Origin of the sequence: Streptomyces diastatochromogenes (assembly GCF_002242805.1) — a bacterium.
GTDB lineage: Bacteria > Actinomycetota > Actinomycetes > Streptomycetales > Streptomycetaceae > Streptomyces > Streptomyces diastatochromogenes.
Genome location: NZ_MCGQ01000033.1, coordinates 93,719 through 118,041, shown reverse-complemented (window position 1 = coordinate 118,041; position 24,323 = coordinate 93,719). Strand labels below are relative to the sequence as shown.

Sequence of the window (24,323 nt, the reverse complement as noted above, 5' to 3'; positions counted from 1 at the left end):
ACGGGGTCAGCGCGGCAGGACGGCGCCGGCGCTGCGGTGGAGCATGAACTGCGGGCAGGACAGCACGAAGAGCGGCCGGGCCGTGTCGATGCCGAGCCGGCGCAGCTGCCCGGCCATGGGTTCGGCGGCGGCGGTGTCCAGTTGCAGCCGTACGCCGGTTCCGGTGTGCAGCCGCAGCCGGCCGTGGGCCCGGACCAGGGTGCGCACGGTGCTGTCGCCGCGCCGGCCGTAGAGGACCCAGTCCGCCTCGGGACAGCGCAGCCCCGGGCCGAGGCGGCCCTCGACGGTGAGCCCGAGTTCCGGCGCGGTGACACCGACGGCACGGTTCATCAGGTCGACCTCGGCGGCGGTGCGGACCGCGGGCTGGCCCCAGACCTCCTGGGCGACGACGCGGGACTCCTCGCTGCTCACCGCGAGGGAGAGGACGTAGCGGCCGGTGCGGCGCAGGTCGACACGGCGCAGCAGGTCGGTGGCGACGTCGAACGGGCGTGGCCGCCACAGGTCGTCCACCAGCACCGACAGGGCGATCTCGGCGTAGGGGCCGATCGTGGAGCAGCGGTGCTCGTACAAGGACAGCACCGCGAGCGCCCGCCGCCCCAGCCGGCTCGGCACCAGCCAGGTGACATCGGGCAGCAGGCTGCGCGCGGCCGCGGCGTCGACGGCGAAGCAGAGGTGGGCGGCGGAGGAGTCGTAGTAGCGCACCGGGACGTCGACGGGTCCGGTCGTGGTGGCCAGGGAGGTGGTGGGGACGGTGAGGAAGGGGTAGCCCTCGGGCGGGTGGGCACGGTCCTTGAGCTGGTAGGCCCGGGTGCGCACGACCGGGCCGCGGTAGGCGGTGAGCGCCTTGTCGACGTCCTCGCGGGCCTCGGGGATGACGGTCCGCAGGTGCTCGATGTACTCGCGGATCATGTGGCAGAGCGGGAACTCGTGGGTGGGCCCGGTGTAGTCGACCTCGTACCAGTTGGGGTGCGGATTGAAGGCGGAGCCCGCTCCCCGGCCGTCGAGGACGGGCACGATGTCGTGCTGGTTGGTGATGCTGGCGACCCAGGTGCGCGGGTCGGCGGGCTTCTTGTTGTCGACCGGGGAGCCGACCACGATCACGTGCGTGACCCGGTAGGCGCGGCAGAAGTCCTCGTTCTGCGCCAGGTTCATCACCGCGATTCCGCCCTCGCTGTGCCCGATCAGGGCGAGTTCGGCGCCGCGCGGGATGCCGTAGTCCGCGAGGGCGAGCAGGATCGAGCGGGTGTAGGGCGAGTCGGTCATGAAGAGGTTGCGCCAGGCGCCGACGAAGTCCTGCGGCGAGTCGTTGCGGGGGCGGCCGGGCGCCATGCCGGGGGCCTGGACGACGTACCGGACGACGCCGTCGGGGCCGCGCACGTTCTGCACCAGGATCCGCCCGTCGGTGGACAGCACCTCGATGTTGCGCAGGAAGCCGAGGAGGGAGCCCTCGGTGGCGATGGTCTGCCGCTCCTGGTCGGTGAGGTCGACGGCCTCGGCGGCGCCCTCTCCCTGGTCCATGCCCGCGAGGTGGGAGGCGCTGATGCCGTGCAGCGGGTCGGCGGACAGCTCACGGCCCGCGGCCAGTGCCCAGCCGGTCTCGTCGTTCTTCGGGTCCTCGTCCAGCAGGGCGCGGATGGCGAGGAGTTCGGCCATCAGGGGCGCGAGCCCGGACAGGGCGCGCTGGGCGCCCTGGTCCCTGAACAAGGCGCGCAGGGCCCGTACGGCCTCCAGGTCGCGGTCGGCGGTGACGGCGTCCAGCAGCCGGCGCATGCCCGGGTCGCGTTCGAACTCGGGGTGGTCGAAGAGCACGGCGGCGATCCTCAGGCGCAGGGAGGTGACGGCCACCAGCGCGGCCAGGCTCTCCCGGCCCAGCACCTCCCCGGCCGCACCGAGCACACGCCCCATTCCCTTCGCTGCCGTGATCGCGGAGCCGCCGAGGCCCTCCTTGTTCGTCAGGGCCCGCAGCAGCGCCCACTGGGCGACGAGACCGGTACGGGGACGGCGGCGCGCGGAGGTGGTCAGGGTCGGCGCGAACAGCGCGGTGCTGGTGCGTGCGGAAACCTCGCGGATGGCCTCGGCGACGTCCACCACGTCCCGTGCGCACCGGCGCAGCAGTTCCTTGGCGTCCTGCTCGTCCTGGGCGGTTCGTCCGCGTATGTGGCCGTCCGCTCCCATGCGACGCTCCCTCGACTCGACGACGTCCGACGGTGTACGACCGCGCCCCTGGGACGCGATCACCCACCCATCGTCGGCCAGGGGCATCCCACCCGCACCTTCATCCATCCAGGTAGAGGATGTGCGCCGGTCCCGTATCCCCGTGCGCGCCTGGGCCGGGGGCGGATGCGGCTCCCGCATAATCGCCGCACATGACCCCCTCCACTTGCCCGCTCCTCCTCGCGGGAGGTGCGCCGTGAGCGCCGCCGCCGAACACCCGAACGGCCTACGGGCCCCGCTCCCCGACACCGTCCCGGTCAGCCGTGCGACGCGCACCGGTTCCCTGCTCCTGATCGTCGCGGCACCCCTGGTCGTACTGGCCGCGGCACTGCCCGTCGCTCTCGTCGAGGGCTGGGGGCCGCGCTGGTACGACGTGCTCCTCGGCGTCGGCATGTACACGCTGTCCATCATGGGCATCACCGCCGGCTACCACCGGCACTTCACCCACCTGTCGTTCAAGGCGAAACGGCCGCTGCGGATCGCCCTCGGGTTCGCGGGCGGGCTGGCCATGGAGGGACCGGTCACCCTGTGGGTGGCCGAGCATCGACGTCACCACCAGTACGCCGACCGGGACGGCGATCCGCACTCGCCGTGGAAGTACGGCACCACCCGCCGGGCCCTGTTCAAGGGGCTCTGGCACGCCCAGGTCGGCTGGTTCTCCTCCTCCAAGGTCCGCTCCAACTACCCGCGCTACGCCCCCGATCTGCTCGCCGATCCGGATGTGCGCCTCCTGGACCGCTGCTACGGGGCGACCATCGCCGTCTCCCTGGCCCTGCCCCCGGCGCTGGTCCTGGCCTGGACCCGGGACTGGCGGGCGGCGGCGGTCACCTTCTTCTGGGCGAGCCTGGTCCGGTACGCGGTGGTCCACCATGTGACCTGGTCCGTCAACTCGATCGCGCACGTCTTCGGTCCGCAGCACTACGCCACCCGCGACCAGTCCCGGGACGTGCACTGGGTGGCGCTGCTGACCTTCGGCGAGGGCTGGCACAACCTTCACCACGCCGACCCCAACAGCGCCCGGCACGGTGGGCTGAAGGGGCAGCCGGACCTCACGGCCTGGCTGATCGCCCGGTTCGAGCGGTGGGGCTGGGCGTACGACGTGCGCTGGCCGGACGAGCGGCGCGTGGCCTCCCGGCTGCTGTCGGAGGGGGCTCGACGCCCGGTCCCGCGGCAGGACTGACAGAGCGGCGGGTGGGCCCCGGCCCCGTCCACGCCGGTGACCGGAGGCAACCGCACGAAGACCGCTCAGGTGGCGGACCGGCCGTTCAGGCCTCGGCCATGAGTCCCGCCGCGACCGTGGCGCCCAGCTCCCAGCAGGCCTGCACACCCGCCTTGCCGGGCTCGCCGGTGACGGTCACCGCGTCCGCGGCACGGCGCCAGCCGAGGCCGGTGGTGAGGGCCTCGATCGCGCGGACGGCGCCCGTGACGTCGCTGCCGCCGTGGACGTAGTAGCCGAAGGGCCGGCCCCGGGTCTCGTCCAGGCAGGGGTAGTAGACCTGGTCGAAGAAGTGCTTGAGGGCGCCGGACATATAGCCGAGGTTCGCCGGGGTGCCGAGGAGATAGCCGTCGGCCGCCAGGACGTCGGAGGCGGTGGCGGACAGGGCGGCCCGTCGCACGACACGGACGCCCTCGATCTCCGGTGTGGTCGCGCCGGAGACGACGGCCTCGAACATGGCCTGGCAGTTGGGCGAGGGGGTGTGATGCACGATCAGCAAGGTAGGCACGTCCCGAACCCTGCCCTGCCGGTGCCACGGCCCGCAAACGGCGCCCGGCGCGTGGCATGGTGAGCCCAGAGCCGAAGGTGCGACGATGCCGGGCACCTGGACCGGACACGGGAGGAGTCGTCTTGGGCGAGGACGAGCAGCGGGCACCGGCCGCCGTGGTGTTCGACGCGCTGGGTCTCGACTACGAGAAGGCGTTCGCGTCGTCCGAGGCGCACCGGGCCTCGCTCCGGTGGCTGCTGGACCGGCTGCAGCCGGGCAGCCGGGTACTGGACGTGGGCAGCGGGACCGGACGGCCGACCGCGCAGACCCTCGCGGAGGCGGGGCACAGCGTGCTCGGCGTCGACGTCTCCCCTGTGATGGTCGACATCGCTGCCCGACAGGTACCCGAGGCCGAGTTCCGGCTCGCCGACATCCGTGAACTGCCGCTCACCGAGGGCTCGTTCGACGCGGTGTGCGGGTACTTCTCGCTGCTGCAGATGTCCCGTGCCGAGCAGTCGGCCGTCGTGGGCCGCATGGCGCGTGCGCTGCGGCCCGGCGGGCTCGCGGTGCTGGCCACCGTGCCGCTCGACATGGAGGACGTCGAGGGGGTGTTCATGGGGCAGCCGGTACGGGTGACGAGCTTCGCCGCCGGGGACTTCACGCAGCTGGTGAGCGGGGCGGGCCTGACGGTCCTGTCCGAGGAGCACGCCCTGTTCTCCCCCGCGCACCCCGACGCCGTACCCGAGCCGCATCTGTTCCTGTACTGCCGGCGGGACGGGGACTGAGCCCCCTTACTGAGCCCCCTTTATTGCGTACGGCGATGTCGGTGCCCTCGGTTACAGTGGCCGCGCTGAACAGGAGGGGAGACGACAGTGCAGGTCAGAGTGGGGTTCGTGCGAGGCCGGGTGGTCCAGGCGGTGGTGCTGGCGGCGGTACTGGCAGGCTGCTCGCAGTCGCCGGACGGGGACGCGAAGGCGTCGGGGAGCCCGTCGGCCGCCGGGAGCGCGGGAGCGAAGAGTGCGGTCGCGGCGCGCGGCGGCACCGTCGGCGCCGCGGGGTCGGCCTGCGAACTGCCCGTCAGCTTCGACATCGCCAAGCGCTGGAAGGCCAAGGGGATCGACGCCGAGAAGGAGCTGTCCAAGGCGTCGAAGGGGTCGGACGGCGACCTGAGCGGAGCACTCGCCGACTCCCTCCTCCGGCAGGGCCCGGTCACCACCGCCTGTGAGATCGACGCCAAACCCGCCGGCAAGATCGGCTTCCTGCGGGTGTGGACCGGCGAGCCGGGCGACGCCGACGCGCGCACGGTCCTGCGGCAGTTCGTCGCCGCCGAGGACAACACCAGCAAGGAGAAGTACCGCTCCTTCAGGACGGCCACCGGCCTGTCCGGTGTGGAGGTGGAGTACCTCTACACGAGCAAGCTCCTGGAGGAGACGAAGAAGGAGAGCGCGTTCGCGGTCTCCACGCCCGACGGCCCGGTCGTGCTGCACCTCGGCGGGATGGACACCGACGAGCACAACGCGATGCTGCCCGCGTACGAACTCGCCAAGCAGACCCTGCGCGTCCTCTGACAGGCACCTCCGGGCGGGTGCTCAGTCCGTGGTCGCGGCCCGGCCCAGATAGGTGAGCGGGCCGGGGTCCGCGACCGGGATCTCGTGGAAGCCGAGCCGGTCGTAGAACGCGCGGGCGGCCGTGTTGACGGTGACCATACCGAGGTGGACGGCCGGAACGCCCTGCGCGTGCAGGGCGTTCAGCAGCGTGTGCATCAGCCGGCGGCCGTAGCCGCGCCCTTGCCAGGGCGGCAGCAGATCGATGTGCAGGTGGGCCGGGTGGGCGGCGAGTTCGGGCACGAGCATGCGCTCCGGGCGGTGCAGGAGGCCGATCATCTCCTCGCTGAACGTGCGGGCCGGCGCGGTGGGTTCCGGGTAGCGGTCGGCCAGCCGGGGGATCCAGGTCCGCCGGAAGTCCTTGACGAACCGCCCGGTGTCCGCCGTGCCGACGACGTACCCCACCGCCCGGCCTGCGCCGTCGTCCAGGACGAACGCCAGCTCCGGGTCGAAGTGGCAGTAGGGCTCGGCGAAGATCGACGGCATCAGGCGCAGGTCCGGACAGAGGGCGCGGGAGTCGCCGCCGTTGTACGCGGTACGGACGCAGATGTCGGCGACGGCGTCGCGGTCGGTGGGGTGGTAGGGGCGGACGGCGGGGTGGGGGTCCGTTGGTGGCCTGCGGACCTCTTCATGGGGTGGCATGCGGACATCTTGATATGTGTGGGAGCGCTCCCACAAGTAGCGGACGGGCTCCGGACGACGGAACGGCGGCCGCACCGCAGGAGGGTGGGGCCGCCGTTCCGTCGTCCAAGACGTGCGCTCAGTACCGCAGGCGCCTGGCCCGGAGCAGCATGACGACCCCGGACAACGCGAGCAGCGTGCCGATGGCCGCGGGCCACAGGTGCGCTCCGGTCTCGGCGAGGCCGCCCTGGACCGCCTGGGGTTCGGTCTGTGCGGCGGGGGGCTGCGCCTGTGCGGCCGGGGACTGGGCGGCCTGACCGTCGGCAGGGGTCTGGGTGGCCTGGCCGACCTCACCGGCACCCGAGTCGGACGGTCCGGTCGAGGCGGCCTTGTCGGCCTTCGCGGGAGCGGTCTGCTTGCCCTCGCTGTCCTGCTTGGTCCGGCCGTCCTGCTTGGCGGGCTTGTCGTCCTTGGTGGTGTTCGCCGGCGAGGTCGTCGTGTAGGTCCTGGGCTCCTGCGTCGAGTCGGAGGAAGCCGGGGCAGGCTCGGCCGGGGCGCTCGTGGCGGGGTCGGCCGTGGCGCCGCCGGTGCCCGTGCCCGGGGCGTCCGTCGCACCGGTGTCGCCGCTCGGGCTCGGGGCCGTGGTGGCACCGGAGTCGTCACCGCCGCGAGGTCCGCAGGTCCGGCCCGAGTTGATGCAGTCGACCATCTCGCGCATCAGGTCCTCGTCGAAGACGTTGATGAAGTCGCCGTGGTCGGTGACCGGCTTGTGCAGCTGCTCGGGGAAGGAGTCCACCGCGAACAGCGGCACCGTTCGGCCGCCGTCGTCCAGGCTCGGCGCGGCGACGTCGTAGACGATGCGCTGGACCAGCTGCGGGATCGCCTGGAAGCCCTCGGGGCAGGAGCCGTCGGGGCCGGCGAAGGCCACATGGGTGCGGTGGTTGGCGCTGTCGATATTGCGGCCGTCCCAGCAGCTCTGGAAACGGAAGGTGCGCACCACGTCGCTGCCGGACGGACACAGCGGGTACTTGTCCTTGAGCTGCCGGTCCTCGAAACCGGTGCAGCTCCAGGAGGCGTTGGCGTTGGTGGGGCCGTTGACGAAGGCCTTGGCGTCACCGGTGATGATGCGCAGCAGGCGGGGCATCGCGGTGACCTTGCCGCGCGGGTTGCCCACGAACGTCAGCGTCACCTGCTTGGCCGTGACGATCTGGCCCGCGTTGCCCTCGGTGCCGCCGCCCGGGGCGCCCGCGTCCCGTTCCTGCTTGCCGTTCTGCAGTCGCAGCACCGGCCAGTAGTACGTGGACTTGTCGCCCTGGTCCACGCAGCTGGTCTTGGCGTCGGCCAGGTCGTCGTCGCTGGCGAAGGCGTTGTTGGACTGGTTGCCGATGTAGTCGTGGAAGTGGTGGGCGCCGTTGGAGACGCCCGGGGCGACGATCACGTTGTCCGAGTTGAACAGGCCGTTGGCGTTGACACCGCACTCGGAGGTGAAGGTGCCGCGCGAGGCGTCGGCCTGCTGGGGCTGGTTCGGCACGTTGGGCTGTACGGCGGTGATGTCCGCGTAGTCGGAGGCGACGGGGCCGTTGCCGGCCTGGCCTGCGCCGTTCTGGCCCTGACCGGCGCCCTGTTGGGCTCCGTCGGCCGGGGGCGCGCTGCTCTCGCCGGCGTTGCCGGTGTCGCCGCCCGTGTCGTCCTGGGCGGGGCGCAGGGTGCAGGCGGCCAGGGATTCCAGTCCTTCCGGCCGGTCCCCCACCTGGTCGATGGCGACCGCGATCCGTTCGATCGTGGCCGACCGCTGCTCCTTCAGCGGGTTCATGATGGGGCCGTCGGCGGCCGTGGGGTCCTGGCGGACGGACTCGGCCGACGCCTGGAGTTGCTGGTAGGCGGCCGCGATCTGCTGGTCCAGCCGGGCGAGTTCGCGGTCGACGTCCGCGCGGGCCCCGTCCGGCACCGCCGTCAGCCTGCTGCCGACGTCCGGGCAGTCGATCGTGGCCATGCCCGCGGACCTGACCTGTCCGGTCGCGTCGGGGCCGCTGTCCCCGCCCCATGTGCCGTCGGCGGCCGAGGCATAGACGTTCGCCGCGACGAGTCCGCCTCCGCCCAGCATCAGGGCGACCGCGGCGAAGGTCGCGCGTCGTGCACGGGTCGGGCGTCTGCGCGTGTTGCGTCCCACGGAAGTACCTCTGTGTGTGTCGGGCGGCTCGGCATGGAAATCCCCCGCCCCATACGGATCCGAGCGCCCGAGTGTTCAGGCGTCCCGTGAATTCATCAGAATCTCATAGGCACCGGGCTCGCGCCCTGTCGCACCGGGCTTGTGACCCGCCCCCCACACAGGGCTCCCGGAAGGCGGCTCGTCTCGAATAGCAAGACGAACATCACATATATGTATCGGACATTACGCACTTCAACCTTCACACGGGCCACACAAATTGGCTAGGTTGACGCCCAGGCCGCACGGCTATCCCTGGCGAACCGCGCCGGGCCGCGTGGCCTCCGCCGAATCCGGTGCACCCTGGGGTGCGGCCGGAGCCGGGGACCCGACCGACTTCGGGGTGAATCGGCCAACGCCCTTCAGGGCGACGGCCGTCGGGCACGCCTTCCGGAACCGACCGCCCGAACCCGACAGCTGACTCGGTAGGCGGAGGACGGAAGGAGTGCGCCCCTTCATGGCGTCGGACAGCCACGACGAGGTTCGGCAGCGGATCAACTCCCTCTACAACCAGGCCGAGGACGCGACGGGGAACTTCAACGCGACGCGGGCCATGGCCGGGGCGACGCGGTCCCGTGGTGTTCCGCTGGCCAAGCGGCCGAACCGGCGCTCGGATCCGGCCCTCGACGAGGTGGCCCGGCAGTGGTTCGACGCGGCGCGCGCCAAGCTCGGCCCGTCCGTACCCGCGGCCCTGCCGGCGGACCGGATGCCCGACCGACCGACGGCGCCGGCCCGCTCCGTGGACCGGGCGGACGGCGGTCGCCCCGGTGGCGACCGGGAGACACCGGGACGCGGTCTGCCGGAGTTGCCCGCCGGGCCTTCGGGTCGGACGGGTGCCCGTGCGCTGCCGGAGCTGCCGAGTGGTGCCGCCGCCGAGCTGACCGGTCGGTCCCTCCCCGAACTGACCAGCCGGGTCATGACAGTTCAGGCCGACCGCACCGCGCTGGAGCTGCCCGGCCGAGCCGCCGCCGAGCTGCCGGGCCGGGCCATGCTGGAACCGGCGGGCCGGGCCCCGGCGCAGACGGCCGCCCTCCCCGTCGCCGCTCTGCCCGCCACCCCGGCGGCCCCGCCGCAGGAACCCCGGGCACTGCCCGCCACCGCCACCGGGTCCCGGCGGCCCGCCCCGGCGGTGTCCAAGGCGGAGAACCGCCGCAAACTCGCCGCGGCCCGGGACCTGTTGTCCCGCGGCACCGCCCTGCGCGCCGCGCCGCTTCCGGCCACTCCCGCGCCGGACGCCCTGGGTACCGTGGCGGGGCAGGCACCGCAGCCGACCGAGGACCAGTGGCGCGCACCGCAGTGGGCGGCACCCGGCGTGTTCCCGGCGCAGGAGGCAGCCGCATCGCTCGGCGCCGCCGCGCTTCCCACGGGCACCGAGCCCTACAACCCTCCCGCAGCCACAGCCGCCCTGACGGACACGGGCTCCTTTGCCTCACCCCTGACTGCGGCCCTTCCGACCGACACGGGGGCGTTCGCCGCACCGCTCCCGACCGACACCGGAGCCTTCGCCGCACCGCTCCCGACCGACACCGGAGCCTTCGCCGCGCCACTGACCGTCGATACCGGGTCGTTCGCCGCACCTGTCATGGCCTACACCGGCACCTTCACCCCGCCTCCAGCCGCAGCCGCACCCCTCGCGGCCGACACCGGCGCCTTCGCAGCCCCCGGCACCGCCAACACCGGGTCCTTCGCCGCACCCCTCCCGACCGACACCGGGGCCTTCGCCGCGCCCATCGCCGCCGCCCTCACGACCGACACGGGCTCGTACGCGACCGTCACCCCGTCCCCCGCCCCCACCCCGGAGCCGTCCCGCGCCCTGCGTGCCGAGAAGGCCATCGCCTTCGCTCGGGCGCAGATCGGGAAGCCGTGTGTGTGGGGTGCGACCGGGCCGGACTCGTACGACTGCTCCAGCCTCACCCAGGCGGCGTGGAGGGCGGCCGGGGTCACGCTGCCGCGGGCCGCGCACCAGCAGGCGCTCGGCGGGACGCCGGTCACGCTCGCCGGTCTCGAACCCGGTGACCTCGTCCTCTTCTTCGACGACGACCGGCATGTGGGCCTGCACGTCGGCAACGGCATGATGGTCCATGCGCCGGGCCCGGGGTCGTACATCCGCGAGGAGTCGATCTACGGCGCCGGGGAGGCGGCGATCCACCGGGTGATCCGGCCGGCCTGACACGGCCGGCCACGCGCCCGCCTCACCCCTGGTCGCGGCGTCGCGCGCGCCAGCTTTCGTAGTGGTCCAGCAGGGTCTCCGAGACCGGCCGGTAGGTGAGGCCCAGTTCGTCGATGCCGCGGCGGTTGTCGACGCGGAAGCGGATGCCTAGGTGCTTGCCGATGTAGTCCTGGGTGAGGCCGAAGGCGGGGCCCAGGACGCGCACCGGCCAGTGCGGGAGCGCGGTGCGCGGCAGGCGCGGGTCGTAGGGGTGGCGGGTGCGGATGATGCGTGCCATCTGGTGGAACGACGTCATCGTCGCGGCCGCCACGATGTAGCGGCCCTTGGCGCCGGGGTTCTCGGCGGCCGCGATGTGCGCGTCGGCCACGTCCCGTACGTCGGCCGTGGTGAAGCTGAAGTCGGGGGCGCCGTAGCAGAAGTAGCCCTTGAACAGCTCGTCGAGGAGGAAGAGGCTGCCGGACTCGGACGCGGGGGTGAGGGAAGGGCCCAGGATCAGGCCGGGGTTGAGGGACACCATCCGCCAGCGGTCCTGTGTCGCCTCGGCGTCCCAGGCGGCGCGTTCCGCGACGGTCTTGGCGTAGTGGTAGGGGTTGTTCCCGGCCGTGCTGGTGGTGTTGAAGTAGCGCTCGGACAGCACCTGGCCGTCCATGTGCCGGACGTCCGCGTAGTCACCGAAGACCGCGCCCACGGTGGAGGTGAACACCAGGGTCCGGACCTCGGGGGCCCGCTCGATGCTCGCCAGTACGTTGCGGGTGCCGAGCAGCGCCGGGTCCACCACGTCCCGCCGGGCGTCCCTGATCCGCTCCGGCATGAGGAACGGTGAGGCCACGTGGAAGACGACCGGGCAGCCGCGGAACGCCTCGTCGAACGAGCCCTCCGTCAGCAGGTCCGCCTCGAACAGCGTCAGCCGACCTGGGAACGCCTCCTGCATCTCCCACAGCGGCCGCACCTTCGCCGCGTTCGCGGTGCTGCGTACGGTGGTGCGGACCCGATAGCCACGCTCCAGCAGCCGTCGTACGAGATGGCTGCCGACGAAGCCGCTGCCGCCGGTCACCACGACGGTCGTCGCGTCGCCCCGTCCCCCCACGCGCCCTCCCTTCACAAGAGACCCCATAAGGGACCCCTGGATACCTCATAAGATCCACTTATGAGGTCATAGACGGGACCCGTGTACTAACTTAGGGCTGCCTTAGTCTAGGCTTCCCACTCGAGTAACTGATCACGCTCGAAGGGAACTGATCATGCCGCGCCCCCTGCGGGTAGCCATCGTCGGAGCCGGCCCCGCCGGGATCTACGCCGCCGACGCCCTGCTCAAGTCCGAGGTGGCCGCCGAACCCGGCGTCTCCATCGACCTCTTCGAGCGGATGCCCGCCCCGTTCGGCCTGATCCGGTACGGCGTGGCGCCCGACCACCCGCGCATCAAGGGCATCATCACCGCCCTGCACCAGGTGCTCGACAAGCCGCAGATCCGCCTGTTCGGCAACGTCGACTACCCGAACGACATCAGCCTGGACGACCTGCGTTCCTTCTACGACGCGGTGATCTTCTCCACCGGCGCGACGGCCGACCGGGAGCTGCGCATCCCGGGCATCGAGCTGGACGGCTCGTACGGCGCCGCCGACTTCGTGTCCTGGTACGACGGCCACCCGGACGTGCCGCGCACCTGGCCGCTGGAGGCCGAGAAGGTCGCCGTGCTCGGCGTCGGCAACGTGGCGCTCGACGTGGCCCGGATCCTCGCCAAGACGGCGGACGAGCTGCTGCCGACCGAGATACCGCCGAACGTCTACGACGGTCTGAAGGCGAACAAGGCGCTGGAGATCCACGTCTTCGGCCGCCGTGGCCCGGCGCAGGCCAAGTTCAGCCCGATGGAGCTGCGCGAGCTGGACCACTCCCCCACCATCGAGGTCATCGTCGACCCCGAGGACATCGACTACGACGCGGGCTCGATCGAGACCCGGCGCGGCAACAAGCAGGCCGACATGGTCGCCAAGACCCTGGAGAACTGGGCGATCCGGGACGTCGGCGACCGGCCGCACAAGCTGTTCCTGCACTTCTTCGAGTCGCCCTCGGAGGTCCTCGGCGAGGACGGCAACGTGGTCGGCCTGCGCACCGAGCGCACCGCCCTCGACGGCACCGGCAACGTCAAGGGCACCGGCGAGTTCAAGGACTGGGACGTCACCGCGGTCTACCGCGCCGTCGGCTACCTCTCCGACAAGCTGCCCAAGCTGCCGTGGGACATCGAGTCCGGCACGGTTCCGGACCAGGGCGGCCGGGTCATCGAGGAGAGCGGCAACCACCTCCGGTCGACGTACGTCACCGGCTGGATCCGGCGCGGCCCGGTCGGCCTGATCGGCCACACCAAGGGCGACGCCAACGAGACCGTGGCCAACCTGCTGGACGACTACGCGAACGGCCGTCTGCAGACACCGGACTCCCCCGCGCCGGAGGCCGTGGACTCCTTCCTGGCCGAGCGCGAGATCCGCTTCACCACCTGGGACGGCTGGTACAAGCTGGACGCCGCCGAGCGGGCACTGGGCGAGCCGCAGGGCCGCGAGCGCGTGAAGCTCGTCGAGCGCGAGGACATGCTGCGGGAGAGCGGGGCCTGATTCCCGCGAGCGCCCTGGGAGACTTCGGGAACGAGTGCGAGGAGTCCGACGAGTCCCATGACTCGAACGACTCCGGAGACTCCAACGAAGGCTCCCAGGGCCCCTGTTAGGGTCCTGCGGTGTTCTCTCTGCGTGAGCCCCTCTTCTTCACCCGCCTGCGCGAGGCGCGCCGGGTGCTCGTCGCCGGTGCGGGCGGCGGTTTCGACGTCTACGCCGGACTGCCCCTGGCGTTCGCCCTGCGGTCGGCCGGTGCGGAGGTCCATCTGGCCAACCTGTCCTTCTCCGACCTCTACGGCCTGGACCTGGACACCTGGGTGGCGGAGGACGTCGCCGCCGTCCGCCCCGACACCCCGCTGCGCGGCGACTACTTCCCCGAGCGCGCGCTCGCCCGGTGGCTCGGGGAGCAGGGGCTGCCCGACACCGTGTACGCCTTTCCCCGCACGGGTGTCGAACCGCTGCGCGCCGCCTACCGGGCGCTCCTCGACCATCTGGGCGGCGTGGACGCCGTCGTGCTGGTGGACGGCGGTACCGACATCCTCATGCGCGGGGACGAGCACGGGCTCGGCACGCCGGAGGAGGACATGGCGAGCCTGGCCGCCGTCGCCGGTCTCGACGAGGTCCCGCACCGGCTGGTGGCCTGCCTGGGCTTCGGGGTGGACGCCTATCACGGCGTCAACCACTCCCTGTTCCTGGAGAACCTGGCCGCTCTGGACCGCGAGGGCGCCTACCTGGGGGCGTTCTCGCTCCCCCGGGAAAGCCGGGAGGGCGCCCTCTATCTCGACGCGGTGGCGCACGCTCAGCAGTCCCACGAGAGCTACCCCAGCATCGTCCACGGCTCGGTCGCGGCCGCCGTGCGCGGGGACTTCGGCGACGTGCGGTTCACCGAGCGCACCCGGGACAGCGAGCTGTTCGTCAACCCACTGATGGCCATGTACTTCTGTGTGGACCTGCCCGCGCTGGCCCGCGCGAACCTCTACCTCGACCGGCTGGCGGGCACGATGCTGATGCGGCAGATCAGCTCGGTGATCGCCGGGTTCCGTGAGGAGCTGCCGCGTCAGCGGGCGCCCCGGGCGTTCCCGCACTGAGCCGGGGCGCGCCGGTCACGACAGGCCCGGCTCGGCCGCGACCAGGTCCCGGCGGCCCACCACCGCCACCGCCACGGTCAGCAGAGCGAGCGCCCCTGTCTGCGCGAGTCCGCCGCCGAGGTAGGCGGCGGGCACCTCGGGCACGTGCAGCCAAGGGTAGAGGGCCGCGACCCGCACTGTCAGGATCAGCAGACCGAGGGCGGCCAGGGCGAGTGCGCCGCCGGGCGTCGCACCGTCACCGCCCCGGGCCTCCCACAGGAGCCAGCCGAGCGCGCCCACGACGAAGCAGCTCGCGGGCGCCCAGGCCAGGTCCGCGGCGGCGGGCAGCACCACGATGGACACGCCCATCACCACACACGCGGTCATGAAGACCAGCCCGGGTGTACCCGCGGGCAGCCGGGCCGGGGGCGCGTCCCGGTGGTGGGCGGCGCAGAGCGCGAGGGCGGGCAGCCAGGCCAGGAGCCCGAAGGCGGTGGCGAACGTCGGGTCCCCCGCGCCCATCGCGCCCGTGAGCGTGCCGAGCAGCGGCCAGAGGGTGGGCAGCGCGGCGAGCAGCGCGGACGCCCGGGCGAGGCGGCGCCGGTTGTGGAGGAGGGCGAAGTACGCCACCGTCCACAGCAGCGGAAGCGTCCACTGGGCGGCGGTGACCACTCCGTCGAGCAGTCCCTGGTCGGTGAACTGCGACAGGAACAGGTGCTGCCCCGGGCCGCCCCGGCCGATGGCCCAGCCCAGTTCGAGGACCAGGTTGGCGACCGCGGCGGCCGCCTGGACCAGCACGGCGAACAGTGCGAAGAGCCGGACGGTCGAGCCGAGGAGGACGTAGCGGCGCGGCGCCCCGGGCGCTCCCAGCCGGCTGCGCACGGCGAGGGCGGCGATGCTCGCCACCTCGCCCAGGGTGGGCCGGCTCTGGTCCTGTGTGTCGGGGTCGACGTCCCACAGGTACGTCTCGACCATCTCCTCCTCCCGTTCGCGCCGGTAGTAGGCGGGGAGCAGGCGCAGAACGGTGCGGTAGCGGGATTCCAGGAGCGTGGTCATGCGAAGCCTCCCGCGAGTCCGGGTGCCGTGGGGGGTTGGGGAGTGGTGTCAGCCGGGGCGGTGGCCCGGCGGCCCTCGGCGATGCGCCGTTTGGCGGCCCCGGCGCCGGCGGCCATGCGCTCCGCCTCCGCGTCGAGGGCCGCCACTCCGTCCTCGGTGAGCCGGTAGTAGCGCCGCAGGCGGCCCTGCTGCACTTCCTCCCGGTCCAGCACGATCAGCCCGTCGGCGGCCAGCCGGTCGAGTACCCCGTAGAGGGTGCCGACCCTCAACTGCACCTCCCCGTCGGACAGTTCCTCGACCTCGCGCAGGATGCCGTAGCCGTGCCGCGGCTGGTCGGCGAGCGCCGTGAGGACGAAGAACGCCGCTCGGGTCATGTTCCTCGATGCCATGGAAGCAGAATATCTCGGCTGCCGATATATATCGAGCCGAATGGAGAGCGGGTGTGGCCGTCCTGGGCGAGACCTCTTCGGTGTGCCGCGGATGGCGAACGGGGCCTGCCCCTAAGCGGATGGGAGGGCGGGCCCCGTTCGACGGACCATTCTGGGCACCGTGCGACGGTCCGGGGACGGGTGAACAGCGGTCGCGTGATGCGTGCGGCGCGTACCCCGGGTGCGGGGCGCACACCCCGTGCGCGGGGCGCGAGCCCGCAGCGGCGCGCCGCTCCGGGGGCCCCGGCCGACCGGTACCGTCCCCGGGCGGTGATACTGGAAGGCACACCCGCCCCCATCAGCAGATTGGCCCATGTCGAACTCCGCCACCGACCGCGCCACCGTCCCGCAGACCCTCTGGGCGGCCCGCGGCCGCCACACCGGTCCCTCCGCCGAGGACGTCGTCCGCCGCACGTTGCGCCGGCACAAGGAGAGCGGGGACATCGACGACTTCGCCGAACCTCCCGTACCCGAGGACTCCCCCGCACGGATCTTCGAGGCGCGCTGGCGGGCCGGGGGCACGGTGACCGTGCGGGCCCGGCTCACCCTCGTACCGCGTGACGACCGGCCGGAGGAGCAGGAGTGGACGCTCGTCGCGGAGGCGGAGCGCCCCTGGGACGAGGCCTGGCCCTCGCCGGCGACGCTGTTCTGGCCCGAGGCGGGACCGGCGGAGGGCGCCGACGGCGCCTGGGACCACCACCCCACCGTCGCCGGCCCACGCTTCCGGCAGGTGAACGCGCTCCCCGAGGACGACAAGGAGATGCGGCGGCTGCTGCGGGACGCGGCCCGCGAGGCCTGGTGCGTGAACCTCGTCGTGCACGAGGCGATGACCCCGGACGAGCGCGGCCGGCTGCCGCTGGCCCGGCTGCTGCCGCCCGGGCTGCGGCACCGCGTACTGGAACACCGGGCCGCGCCGCAGCAGCTGCGCGCCGTCAACTGGGCGCTGAAGGACCTCGGTGTCCAGGTGCCGCGCGGCGGCGCCGTGCTGCTGCCCCCGGAGCCCGCGCCGGAGGGCTACGACAGCGGCGAGCACAGCGTGCGCACCGTCTTCCTGGACGGCTCCGAGCCCGCCGAACTCGTGGCGGCCGTACGGCACTTCGCCGCCCTGCCGCGGCCCCTGCCCGAGGGCGCTGCGGAGGCGCTGGCTGACCTGCGGGACAACTGGACCCTGCTGACCCTCCAGGAGGAGCTGGAGCGCCAGCGGCGGCTGGTCGCCATGTACGCCGAGGCGCTGGAGGCGATGACGAAGTCCCGGGACCTGTACCGGGACGCCGCCGAGCAGGCCCACCAGGCCCTGGCCTCCTACCGCGACGCGCCCGCCCCGCACGCCCTGCCCCGCCGGCAGGAGCGGGACGGCGCCCGGACACCCTCCGCGCTGCAGCAGTTGACACGGACCTTCGAACGGCTGAAGTTCAGCACGAAGGGTTCACGCCCGGACGCCTCCCCCGGCGACGACGGCACGGACACCCGCACCGACCCGGCGTGAGCCCGGAGGGACAGGAGGCCGCATGGATTCCACGACGACCCTGCTGGTGATCGCCGCCGTCGTAGCGGGGCTCCTGCTCGCCGTGGCCGTCGCCCTGCTGGTACGGCTGGTGCGCGCCCGGCGGACCCTGCGGCGGGCCGGGCTGCCCACGGGACCGCGCTGGGTGTTCTGGGGCGCGGTCCTGTATCTGGTGCTGCCCACCGACCTGCTGCCCGACCCGGTCTACCTGGACGACATCGCCGTCCTGCTCCTCGCCCTGCGCAGCCTCCGCGCCGGCCGCGCCCTGCCACCCGGTCCCTCGGAGTCCTGACCCCCCCTTGCGCGCGGGCCGGTTGCCACACCCTGGAGCGACGCAGCCCACCTTCACCGACGGCCACTGACGTCGCCGTGGTCCTGCGGCCGGCTGTCGCCTGTGCACCCCTACGGCTCGGCCCCACCCTCGACCAGGCGAACCTACCCGAGCCCGTCACCGCAGCCACGACGCTCCGGTTCGACCCCCTCCGCCCGGCGGGCGTTCGCCATCCCGACGGTGGCGAGCAGCACCGCCAGCGCGGCCAGTGCGGCCGCCGCTGCCGCCGTGCCGGCGAGCCACGGCGGGGCCAGGAGCGCGGACTGGAGCCAGGCCGGGTCCGGGAGGCCGAAGCGGCCGCCGTCGAGCACCTGCACCGCGGCGAGCGTGGCCGTGACCAGCAGCGTCACGGTCGCCGCGGCCAGCCGGGCCGGTACGGTCCGGGCCGGCAGCGCGAGGGCCAGGAGGAGGCAGAGCCCCGAGGCGACCAGGGTCGTCCGCAGGGCGGGTTGGGACAGGTCCGACCAGTAGCGCGGCGCGTGGGCCGCGCCGCAGAGGAACACCAGCACGGCGGCGGTGCGGGCGAGCCGCAGCGGCGCCTTGGGGGATCCGCTGTCCGGGCTGCGCGAGTCCGACTGCTGGGGACTCGGGGCGGCCGCCTCCGGTGCCGGAACGACGGAGGCCAGCAGCGTGTCGGCGGGCTCCAGGACCGTCGGCTCGGGCAGCGCCGCCTCGTGCGCGGACTCCTCGGAGGCGAGGCGGGCGATCAGCTCGGCGAGTTCCTCGACGGGGCGGCCGACGGCCACCGCCTCGACCGCCGCACGCACGCAGTGGGGCTCCGCGGAAGTATGGCGCAGCAGTTCCATCAGCCGGGTGACCTCCTCCAGCGGACGGCACTCGGCGGCGGCGCGGATCGCCTCGTCGGCACCGCCGCTGGTGCGGGGCGGCCGGGTCAGGAGGGAGACCAGGCGGGTGACGTCCTCCACGGGCCGGTCGATACCCGCCGCGCGCAGCGCTTCGGCCGTGGTCCGGGCGTGCTCGGGCCTGCGTTCCAGCAGGGTGATGAGCCGGACGACGTCCTCCAGGGGGCGGTCGGCCACGGCCGAGCGGAGCAGACCGTGCAGCGGATCGGCGTAGGGGTCGTCGTCGCGCGGGGGCTCGGGGATCTGCTCCGGAGGCGCCGCAGGCCCGGTTCCGGGGTCGGGGGACGGTGTGGCGACCCCGATGGCGCCCGGTTCGGGCGGCGCGGCGGGTATCGCGGAGTGGTCGTCGGGACCGGGGCACGAAGAGCTGGTCATCTGGGCTCCAGAAGAAGGGTGCGGTCGCACCGGCGCCCCCCGCGTGCGGCGCGCGGAATCCACGCCAGTTCATTACTAGGAGCCCGTACGGGTTCCCGCCACCCGGGCGAGGCAGAGGTGTGAGGCGGCGTCTTCGTCCGCCCAGGTGCATTACGCGACCGACGTGGCGCATTCTTGTGTCATCCACCCGGCGGTACGGGACGAGGTAGGGCCCATGGCTGGGAGCGGAGAGCCGGCGGTCCGGACGCGGGCCCGGCTGACCACGCTGCTGGTCGACGCCTCGACCGGCGCGCTCGGCGCCGCCGGAGCGCGTGTGGCGGGCGTGTACCTGCGCTCCAGCACCCCGGGGCTGCTGCGCCTCGCGGTGCTCGTCGGGCTGCCCGGCCAGCTGTTCCGGCCCTGGTGGCGGCTGCACGTCGGCCGGCCCTTCCCGGTGGCCGACGCCTACCGGCTCGGCGTCCAGGTGGTGCTGCCCAACGCCACGGAGACGGTGCGCCGGTATCCCCAGTTCGCGGCGGGTCTGCCCTTCCCGTTCGGGTCGGTGCACATGCCCGTGCCGGGCGGCACCGAGCCCTTCGGGGTGCTCACCGTGCTGCGCCCCGCCGCGTCGGACACCGTGGACGAGCTGCCGGACCGGGAGCTGCTCGCGCGGCTGGCCGAGGGGCTGGGCGCCGAGCTGCTGGCGCTCGCCGACGGGGACGAGGCGACCATCGCCTGGGACGGGGAACCCCTGTGCGTACGACCGCCCGCCGCCCGGCCCGCACAGGCCCGCGTGGGGCGGTTCACCTGGGATCCGGGGACCTCGGCGGTGCACCCGGACGACCGGCTGTACGCGCTGCTCGGGCTGGACCCGGCCGAGTTCGCGGGGACCGGCCCGGCGCTCGCGGACGCCGTGTCCCCGGCCGAGGCACACCGGATCCTGGCCGCGCTGCGCGCGGCGGGCGCCGGGAAACCGCCGGCCGCGCCCCTGAGCCTGTGGTCGCGGGAAGGGACCCCGCGGCTGCTGGACCTGTCCCCCGCCACGGAAGCCGGCGAGGCCTCCCTGGTCGCCGGAACCGTCTTCGAGCCCGGCCCTGGCGCCTCCGCGGACGGCGCGGCCGACCTGCTGCCGCAGGGGGTGTTCTGCCTGGACCGGCTCGGGCTGCTCGTGTACGTCAACCCGGCCGCGGCACGCATGGCGGGCCAGGAGCGGGCCTGGCTGCTCGGCCGTCCGCTGTGGGAGGCGATGCCGTGGCTGACCGGGCCGCCGTACGACGACCATCTGCGCAGCGTGCTGCTGTCCCATGAAGCGGTGCACGTGCACGTCCGGCGTCCGGCCGCCGGGCGGGCGGCAGCCGGTGAGGGCGACTGGCTCGCCCTCACCGTGCATCCCGGCCCCGACATCCTCACCTGCACGCTCGTCCCGACCAGCCGCGTGGACGCCGCTGCGGAGCCCGCCCTCGACGCCCCGGCCGCGGCCGAGCCGCACACCCCGGAGGACGCGGTGGCCGGCGACCACGCGATGACGCCGCTGTACCGGCCCATCGCCCTGGCCATCGCGCTGACGGACGCCGTGACCGCCCGGCAGGTGTCGGCGGTCGTGATGCAGGAGCTGCTGCCCGCGTTCGGCGGCCGCCGCCTGGCCATCTACCTGCTCCAGGACCGGCACCTGTTCCTGGCCTGGGAGACCGGCTTCCCGCAGGGCTTCCTCGCCCCCTTCGACGGCGTCGGCCTCGACGCGCACCTGCCCGGCGTGGAGACCCTCACCACCGGCCGCCCGATCTTCTTCGAGTCCATGCACCAGCTGGCGACCACCTACCCGGGCATCCCCCTGGACGCGGAGGAGGGCGCCCGCGCCTTCCTGCCGCTGATCGCCTCCGGCCGGCCGGTCGGCTCGTGCATCCTCGGCTTCGACCGGTCGCGCAGCTTCAGCACGGAGGAGCAGACGGTCCTCACCGCGCTCGCCGGGCTGATCGCGCACGCGATGGAGAAGGCGCAGCGCTACGACACCGAGGCCGCGCTCGCCCGCGGTCTGCAGCAGGCCCTGCTGCCCCGGCGGCTGTCGGCGCACCCGCAGGTGGAGACGGCGGGCCGCTATCTGCCGGGCACCCAGGGCATGGACGTGGGCGGGGACTGGTACGACGTCGTCGAGGCGGGGGACGGGCTGGCGCTGGTCATCGGCGATGTGCAGGGGCACGGGGTGCAGGCGGCGGCCACCATGGGCCAGCTGCGCAGCGCCGTACGCGCCTTCGCGCTCGGCGACCGGCCGCCCGACGAGGTGCTGAGCGGCACGAACCACCTGCTCATCGACCTCGACCCGGGCCAGTTCGCCAGCTGCTGCTACGTCCGTCTCGACCCGGCCACCGGGCAGGCCCGGGCCGCCCGGGCGGGACATCCGCCGCCGCTGCTGCGCAGCCCCGACGGACGTACCCGGGTGCTGGACATCCCGGGCGGTGTCGTCCTCGGGGTGGATCCGCAGGCCCAGTACCCGGTGGCCGAGCTGCAGTTGGAGCCGGACGCGATCCTCGCCCTGTACACGGACGGCCTGGTGGAGCGGCCCGGCGCCGACATCGACGAGGGCATCACCGCGCTGCGCCTCGCGCTGGCGAGGGCCGGCGCGGCCGCGGGACGGCGCGGCGGCCGGTCCCTGGCCGGGGTCGCCGACCGGGTCACCGCCGGCGCCCGGCACGCCACCGACCGCCCCGACGACGTGGCACTGCTCCTCGCCACCCGCCGCCCCGCACACCGCCGGTGACCGGAGCCCGCCGCCGCAAGAGACGGCTGTCACCTCGGGCAACAGCCTCGCCTGGCGGGGCCGGGCAGTGTAGACATGGGCACATGGTGCGTCTGCCCGGCCGGCCCGAGACCCGGCCGCCCCGTCCTTTCGGGCAACCGCGCGCACCGCAGGGCCCGCGGCAGGACACATCGGGCGCGAACGGCGGCCGTCCGGGGGCGCTGCGGTCGGCGGTGACCGGACGCAGCGTCGCCGGGCAGGTGTTCCTCCTCCAAGTGGTGATCGTGCTGCTGCTGGTCGTGTCGGCCGTGGTGGCGCAGGTGCTGCAGGTGCAGCACGACAGCGACAGGGAGGCCCGTAACCGCTCCCTGGCGGTCGCCGAGACGTTCGCCAACGCGCCCGGTACGGCGGCCGCGCTGCGCGCCCCGGATCCGACGGCCATCCTGCAGCCGAAGGCCGAGGCCGCCCGCAAGGCGTCCGACGTCGACTTCATCGTCGTGATGAACACCGACGGCATCCGCTACACCCACCCCAAGCCGGACCGCATCGGCAAGAAGTTCGTCGGGACCACAGCGCCGGCCCTGGCCGGGGGCACGGTGGTCGAGGAGATCCACGGGACGATCGGCGAACTAGTGCAGGTCGTCGTGCCGGTGAAGGACTCCGGCGGCAAGGTGGTGGGCCTGGTGTCGTCGGGCATCACCACCGCGCACGTGGGCGGGGCCGCCGACCAGCAACTGCCCCTGCTGCTCGCGGCGGCCGCGGCGGCCCTCGCGCTCGCCACCGGGGGCACGGCCCTGGTCAGCAGGCGGCTGCTGCGCCAGACCCACGGCCTCGGCCCGTACGAGATGACGCGGATGTACGAGCACCACGACGCGGTGCTGCACGCCGTCCGGGAGGGCGTGCTCATCGTCGGCGGCGACGGCCGGCTGCTGCTCGCCAACGACGAGGCGCAGCGGCTGCTGGACCTGCCCGAGGACGCCGAGCAGCGTCATGTGCTGGAGCTGGGCCTGGACGACGAGACGGCCGGGCTGCTCTCCTCCGGGCGGGTCGCCACGGACGAGGTGCATCTGGTCAAGGACCGGCTGCTGGCCGTCAACCAGCGCCCCACCGACCTGCGCGGCGGCCCGGCCGGCAGCGTCACCACGCTGCGCGACTCCACGGAGCTGCGGGCCCTGTCGGGCCGCGCGGAGGTGGCGCGTGAGCGGCTGAACATGCTGTACGACGCCGGGGTGGGCATCGGCACCAGCCTGGACGTGGCCCGCACGGCGCAGGAGCTGGCGGAGCTGGCCGTGCCCCGGCTCGCGGACTTCGTCACCGTGGACCTGTTCGACGCGGTACTGGGCGGGGAGGAGCCGAGGCCCGGGACCGCGCTGCGCCGGGCGGCCTGGAACGGCATCCGCAAGGACGCCCCGCTGTACCCGGTGGGCGAGCGCATCCGGTTCGTGGCGACCTCGCCGCAGGCCCGGAGCCTGACGACCGGGCAGTCCGTGGTCGAGCCGGTGCTGCGCGAGGCGCCCGGCTGGCTGGCCCAGGACCTGGAGCGCACCGAGCAGGTCGTGGCCTACGGCATCCACTCGCTGGTCACCGTGCCACTGCGGGCGGGCACCCTGGTCCTCGGTCTGGCCAACTTCTGGCGTTCGGAGAAGCCGCAGCCGTTCGACGCCGAGGAGGTGGCCCTCGCCGAGGAACTGGTCGCGCGGGCCGCCGTGTCCATCGACAACGCCCGCCGGTACACCCGTGAGCACAACATGGCGGTGACCCTCCAGCGCAGCCTGCTGCCGCGCTCCCTGCCCGAGCAGGGCGCCCTGGAGATCGCCTACCGTTATCTGCCGGCGCAGGCGGGGGTGGGCGGCGACTGGTTCGACGTGCTGCCGCTGTCCGGCACCCGGGTGGCCATGGTGGTGGGCGACGTCGTGGGCCACGGACTCCACGCGGCGGCGACGATGGGCCGGCTGCGCACGGCGGTGCACAACTTCTCCTCGCTCGATCTGCCGCCCGACGAACTCCTCGGCCTGCTGGACGAGTTGGTGGGGCGGATCGACCAGGACGAGACCCCGGCCGACGGCGCCGCCGCGGTCATCGGGGCGACCTGTCTGTACGCGGTGTACGACCCGGTGTCCCGGGTCTGCACGGTGGCCCGGGCCGGTCATCCGCCGCCCGCGCTGGTGCACCCGGACGGGCGCGTGGAGTTCCCGGACGTGCCCGCGGGTCCCCCGCTGGGCCTCGGCGGGCTGCCGTTCGAGACGGCCGACCTGGAACTCGCCGAGGGCAGCCGCCTGGTCCTGTACACCGACGGTCTGGTGGAGGACCGGGACCGGGACATCGACGAGGGTCTCGACATGCTGCGCGACGCCCTCGGCCGGGCGCCCGGCGCCTCGCCCGAGGACACCTGCCGCACGGTGCTCGACCGCCTGCCGAACCGGCCCAGCGACGATGTCGCGCTGATCGTGGCCCGCACCCGCGTCCTCGGCGCCGACCGGGTCGCCGAGTGGCAGGTGCCGTCGGATCCGGCGGCCGTCTCGGAGGTACGGGCCTCGGTCACCCGGCAGCTGGCCGAATGGGACCTGGACGAGCTGTCGTTCACGACGGAGCTGATCCTGAGCGAGCTGGTCACCAACGCCATCCGCTACGGGCGCGGCCCGATCGGCGTACGGCTGCTGCGCGACCGGACCCTGATCTGCGAGGTCTCCGACCGGAGCACGACCTCGCCCCATCTGCGGTACGCGGCGACCACCGACGAGGGCGGCCGGGGCCTGTTCCTGGTGGCCCAGCTCGCCGACCGCTGGGGCACCCGCTACACCCACAACGGCAAGATCATCTGGGCGGAGCAGCCGCTGCCCTGAACCGGACGCCCTCGGGTGGTGG

At 73.5% G+C, this 24,323-nt stretch carries 18 protein-coding genes and 1 riboswitch; of the genes, 10 read left to right on the top strand and 8 right to left on the bottom strand.

The features are described 5' to 3' along the window. Positions 1 to 6 precede the first annotated feature (6 nt). Positions 7 to 2,175 (bottom strand): alpha/beta hydrolase family protein, encoded by a 2,169-nt coding sequence (locus BEK98_RS50980; protein WP_107428307.1) that lies wholly within the window; start codon positions 2,173 to 2,175, stop codon positions 7 to 9. Between the two features lie 235 nt (positions 2,176 to 2,410). On the opposite strand from BEK98_RS50980, the gene BEK98_RS33030 reads away from it, so the two are divergent. After that, positions 2,411 to 3,394: an acyl-CoA desaturase gene (locus BEK98_RS33030; protein WP_208643304.1), complete on the top strand. Its 984-nt coding sequence runs from the start codon at positions 2,411 to 2,413 to the stop codon at positions 3,392 to 3,394. An 85-nt stretch (positions 3,395 to 3,479) separates the two neighbouring features. Here the strand turns inward: BEK98_RS33030 and BEK98_RS33025 are convergent, their stop codons facing one another. After that, positions 3,480 to 3,938 carry a flavodoxin family protein gene (locus tag BEK98_RS33025; RefSeq protein WP_094220408.1) on the bottom strand — a complete coding sequence of 153 codons (459 nt, stop codon included), beginning with the start codon at positions 3,936 to 3,938 and terminating at the stop codon, positions 3,480 to 3,482. A 122-nt stretch (positions 3,939 to 4,060) separates the two neighbouring features. Between BEK98_RS33025 and BEK98_RS33020 the strand changes: the two genes are divergently transcribed. Then, on the top strand, positions 4,061 to 4,702 hold the full coding sequence (locus BEK98_RS33020) for a class I SAM-dependent methyltransferase (protein WP_244202093.1): 642 nt from the start codon (positions 4,061 to 4,063) through the stop codon (positions 4,700 to 4,702). 87 nt (positions 4,703 to 4,789) lie between these two features. Continuing rightward, positions 4,790 to 5,485 (top strand): lipoprotein, encoded by a 696-nt coding sequence (locus tag BEK98_RS33015; RefSeq protein WP_094220406.1) that lies wholly within the window; start codon positions 4,790 to 4,792, stop codon positions 5,483 to 5,485. A gap of 21 nt (positions 5,486 to 5,506) precedes the next feature. Here the strand turns inward: BEK98_RS33015 and BEK98_RS33010 are convergent, their stop codons facing one another. Continuing rightward, the gene (locus tag BEK98_RS33010) at positions 5,507 to 6,163 is read right to left on the bottom strand and encodes a GNAT family N-acetyltransferase (RefSeq protein WP_094220405.1); all 657 of its coding nucleotides are present in this window, start codon (positions 6,161 to 6,163) and stop codon (positions 5,507 to 5,509) included. 118 nt (positions 6,164 to 6,281) lie between these two features. After that, positions 6,282 to 8,246, bottom strand: a complete 1,965-nt coding sequence (locus tag BEK98_RS33005; RefSeq protein WP_094220428.1) for a DUF1996 domain-containing protein — start codon at positions 8,244 to 8,246, stop codon at positions 6,282 to 6,284. A 377-nt stretch (positions 8,247 to 8,623) separates the two neighbouring features. Continuing rightward, a riboswitch (cyclic di-AMP (ydaO/yuaA leader) is annotated at positions 8,624 to 8,795 on the top strand. 10 nt (positions 8,796 to 8,805) lie between these two features. Between BEK98_RS33005 and BEK98_RS51365 the strand changes: the two genes are divergently transcribed. Beyond that, positions 8,806 to 10,518: a C40 family peptidase gene (locus BEK98_RS51365; protein ID WP_425276639.1), complete on the top strand. Its 1,713-nt coding sequence runs from the start codon at positions 8,806 to 8,808 to the stop codon at positions 10,516 to 10,518. A gap of 22 nt (positions 10,519 to 10,540) precedes the next feature. Here BEK98_RS51365 and BEK98_RS32995 read toward each other — a convergent pair whose 3' ends face one another. Beyond that, positions 10,541 to 11,605: an NAD-dependent epimerase/dehydratase family protein gene (locus BEK98_RS32995; RefSeq protein WP_244202092.1), complete on the bottom strand. Its 1,065-nt coding sequence runs from the start codon at positions 11,603 to 11,605 to the stop codon at positions 10,541 to 10,543. 154 nt (positions 11,606 to 11,759) lie between these two features. On the opposite strand from BEK98_RS32995, the gene BEK98_RS32990 reads away from it, so the two are divergent. Further along, entirely contained in the window at positions 11,760 to 13,124 is a 1,365-nt protein-coding gene (locus BEK98_RS32990) for an FAD-dependent oxidoreductase (protein WP_094220403.1), read from the top strand. A 119-nt stretch (positions 13,125 to 13,243) separates the two neighbouring features. Then, on the top strand, positions 13,244 to 14,209 hold the full coding sequence (locus BEK98_RS32985; protein ID WP_094220402.1) for a DUF1152 domain-containing protein: 966 nt from the start codon (positions 13,244 to 13,246) through the stop codon (positions 14,207 to 14,209). 15 nt (positions 14,210 to 14,224) lie between these two features. On the opposite strand, the gene BEK98_RS32980 is transcribed toward BEK98_RS32985, so the two are convergent. Then, positions 14,225 to 15,244 (bottom strand): hypothetical protein, encoded by a 1,020-nt coding sequence (locus tag BEK98_RS32980; RefSeq protein WP_094220401.1) that lies wholly within the window; start codon positions 15,242 to 15,244, stop codon positions 14,225 to 14,227. Beyond that, positions 15,241 to 15,618 (bottom strand): PadR family transcriptional regulator, encoded by a 378-nt coding sequence (locus tag BEK98_RS32975; RefSeq protein WP_094220400.1) that lies wholly within the window; start codon positions 15,616 to 15,618, stop codon positions 15,241 to 15,243. The genes BEK98_RS32980 and BEK98_RS32975 overlap by 4 nt, the downstream gene beginning before the upstream one ends. Before the next feature lie 367 nt (positions 15,619 to 15,985). Between BEK98_RS32975 and BEK98_RS32970 the strand changes: the two genes are divergently transcribed. Beyond that, positions 15,986 to 17,158 carry a hypothetical protein gene (locus BEK98_RS32970; protein WP_094220399.1) on the top strand — a complete coding sequence of 391 codons (1,173 nt, stop codon included), beginning with the start codon at positions 15,986 to 15,988 and terminating at the stop codon, positions 17,156 to 17,158. Between the two features lie 22 nt (positions 17,159 to 17,180). Further along, entirely contained in the window at positions 17,181 to 17,468 is a 288-nt protein-coding gene (locus BEK98_RS32965; RefSeq protein WP_094220398.1) for a DUF1232 domain-containing protein, read from the top strand. A gap of 143 nt (positions 17,469 to 17,611) precedes the next feature. Here BEK98_RS32965 and BEK98_RS32960 read toward each other — a convergent pair whose 3' ends face one another. After that, positions 17,612 to 18,745: a hypothetical protein gene (locus tag BEK98_RS32960; RefSeq protein ID WP_208643303.1), complete on the bottom strand. Its 1,134-nt coding sequence runs from the start codon at positions 18,743 to 18,745 to the stop codon at positions 17,612 to 17,614. Positions 18,746 to 18,959: 214 nt separating this feature from the next. Between BEK98_RS32960 and BEK98_RS32955 the strand changes: the two genes are divergently transcribed. Beyond that, positions 18,960 to 21,479, top strand: a complete 2,520-nt coding sequence (locus BEK98_RS32955; RefSeq protein ID WP_094220397.1) for a PP2C family protein-serine/threonine phosphatase — start codon at positions 18,960 to 18,962, stop codon at positions 21,477 to 21,479. Between the two features lie 83 nt (positions 21,480 to 21,562). Next, entirely contained in the window at positions 21,563 to 24,301 is a 2,739-nt protein-coding gene (locus tag BEK98_RS32950; RefSeq protein ID WP_094220396.1) for a SpoIIE family protein phosphatase, read from the top strand. Positions 24,302 to 24,323 lie beyond the last annotated feature (22 nt).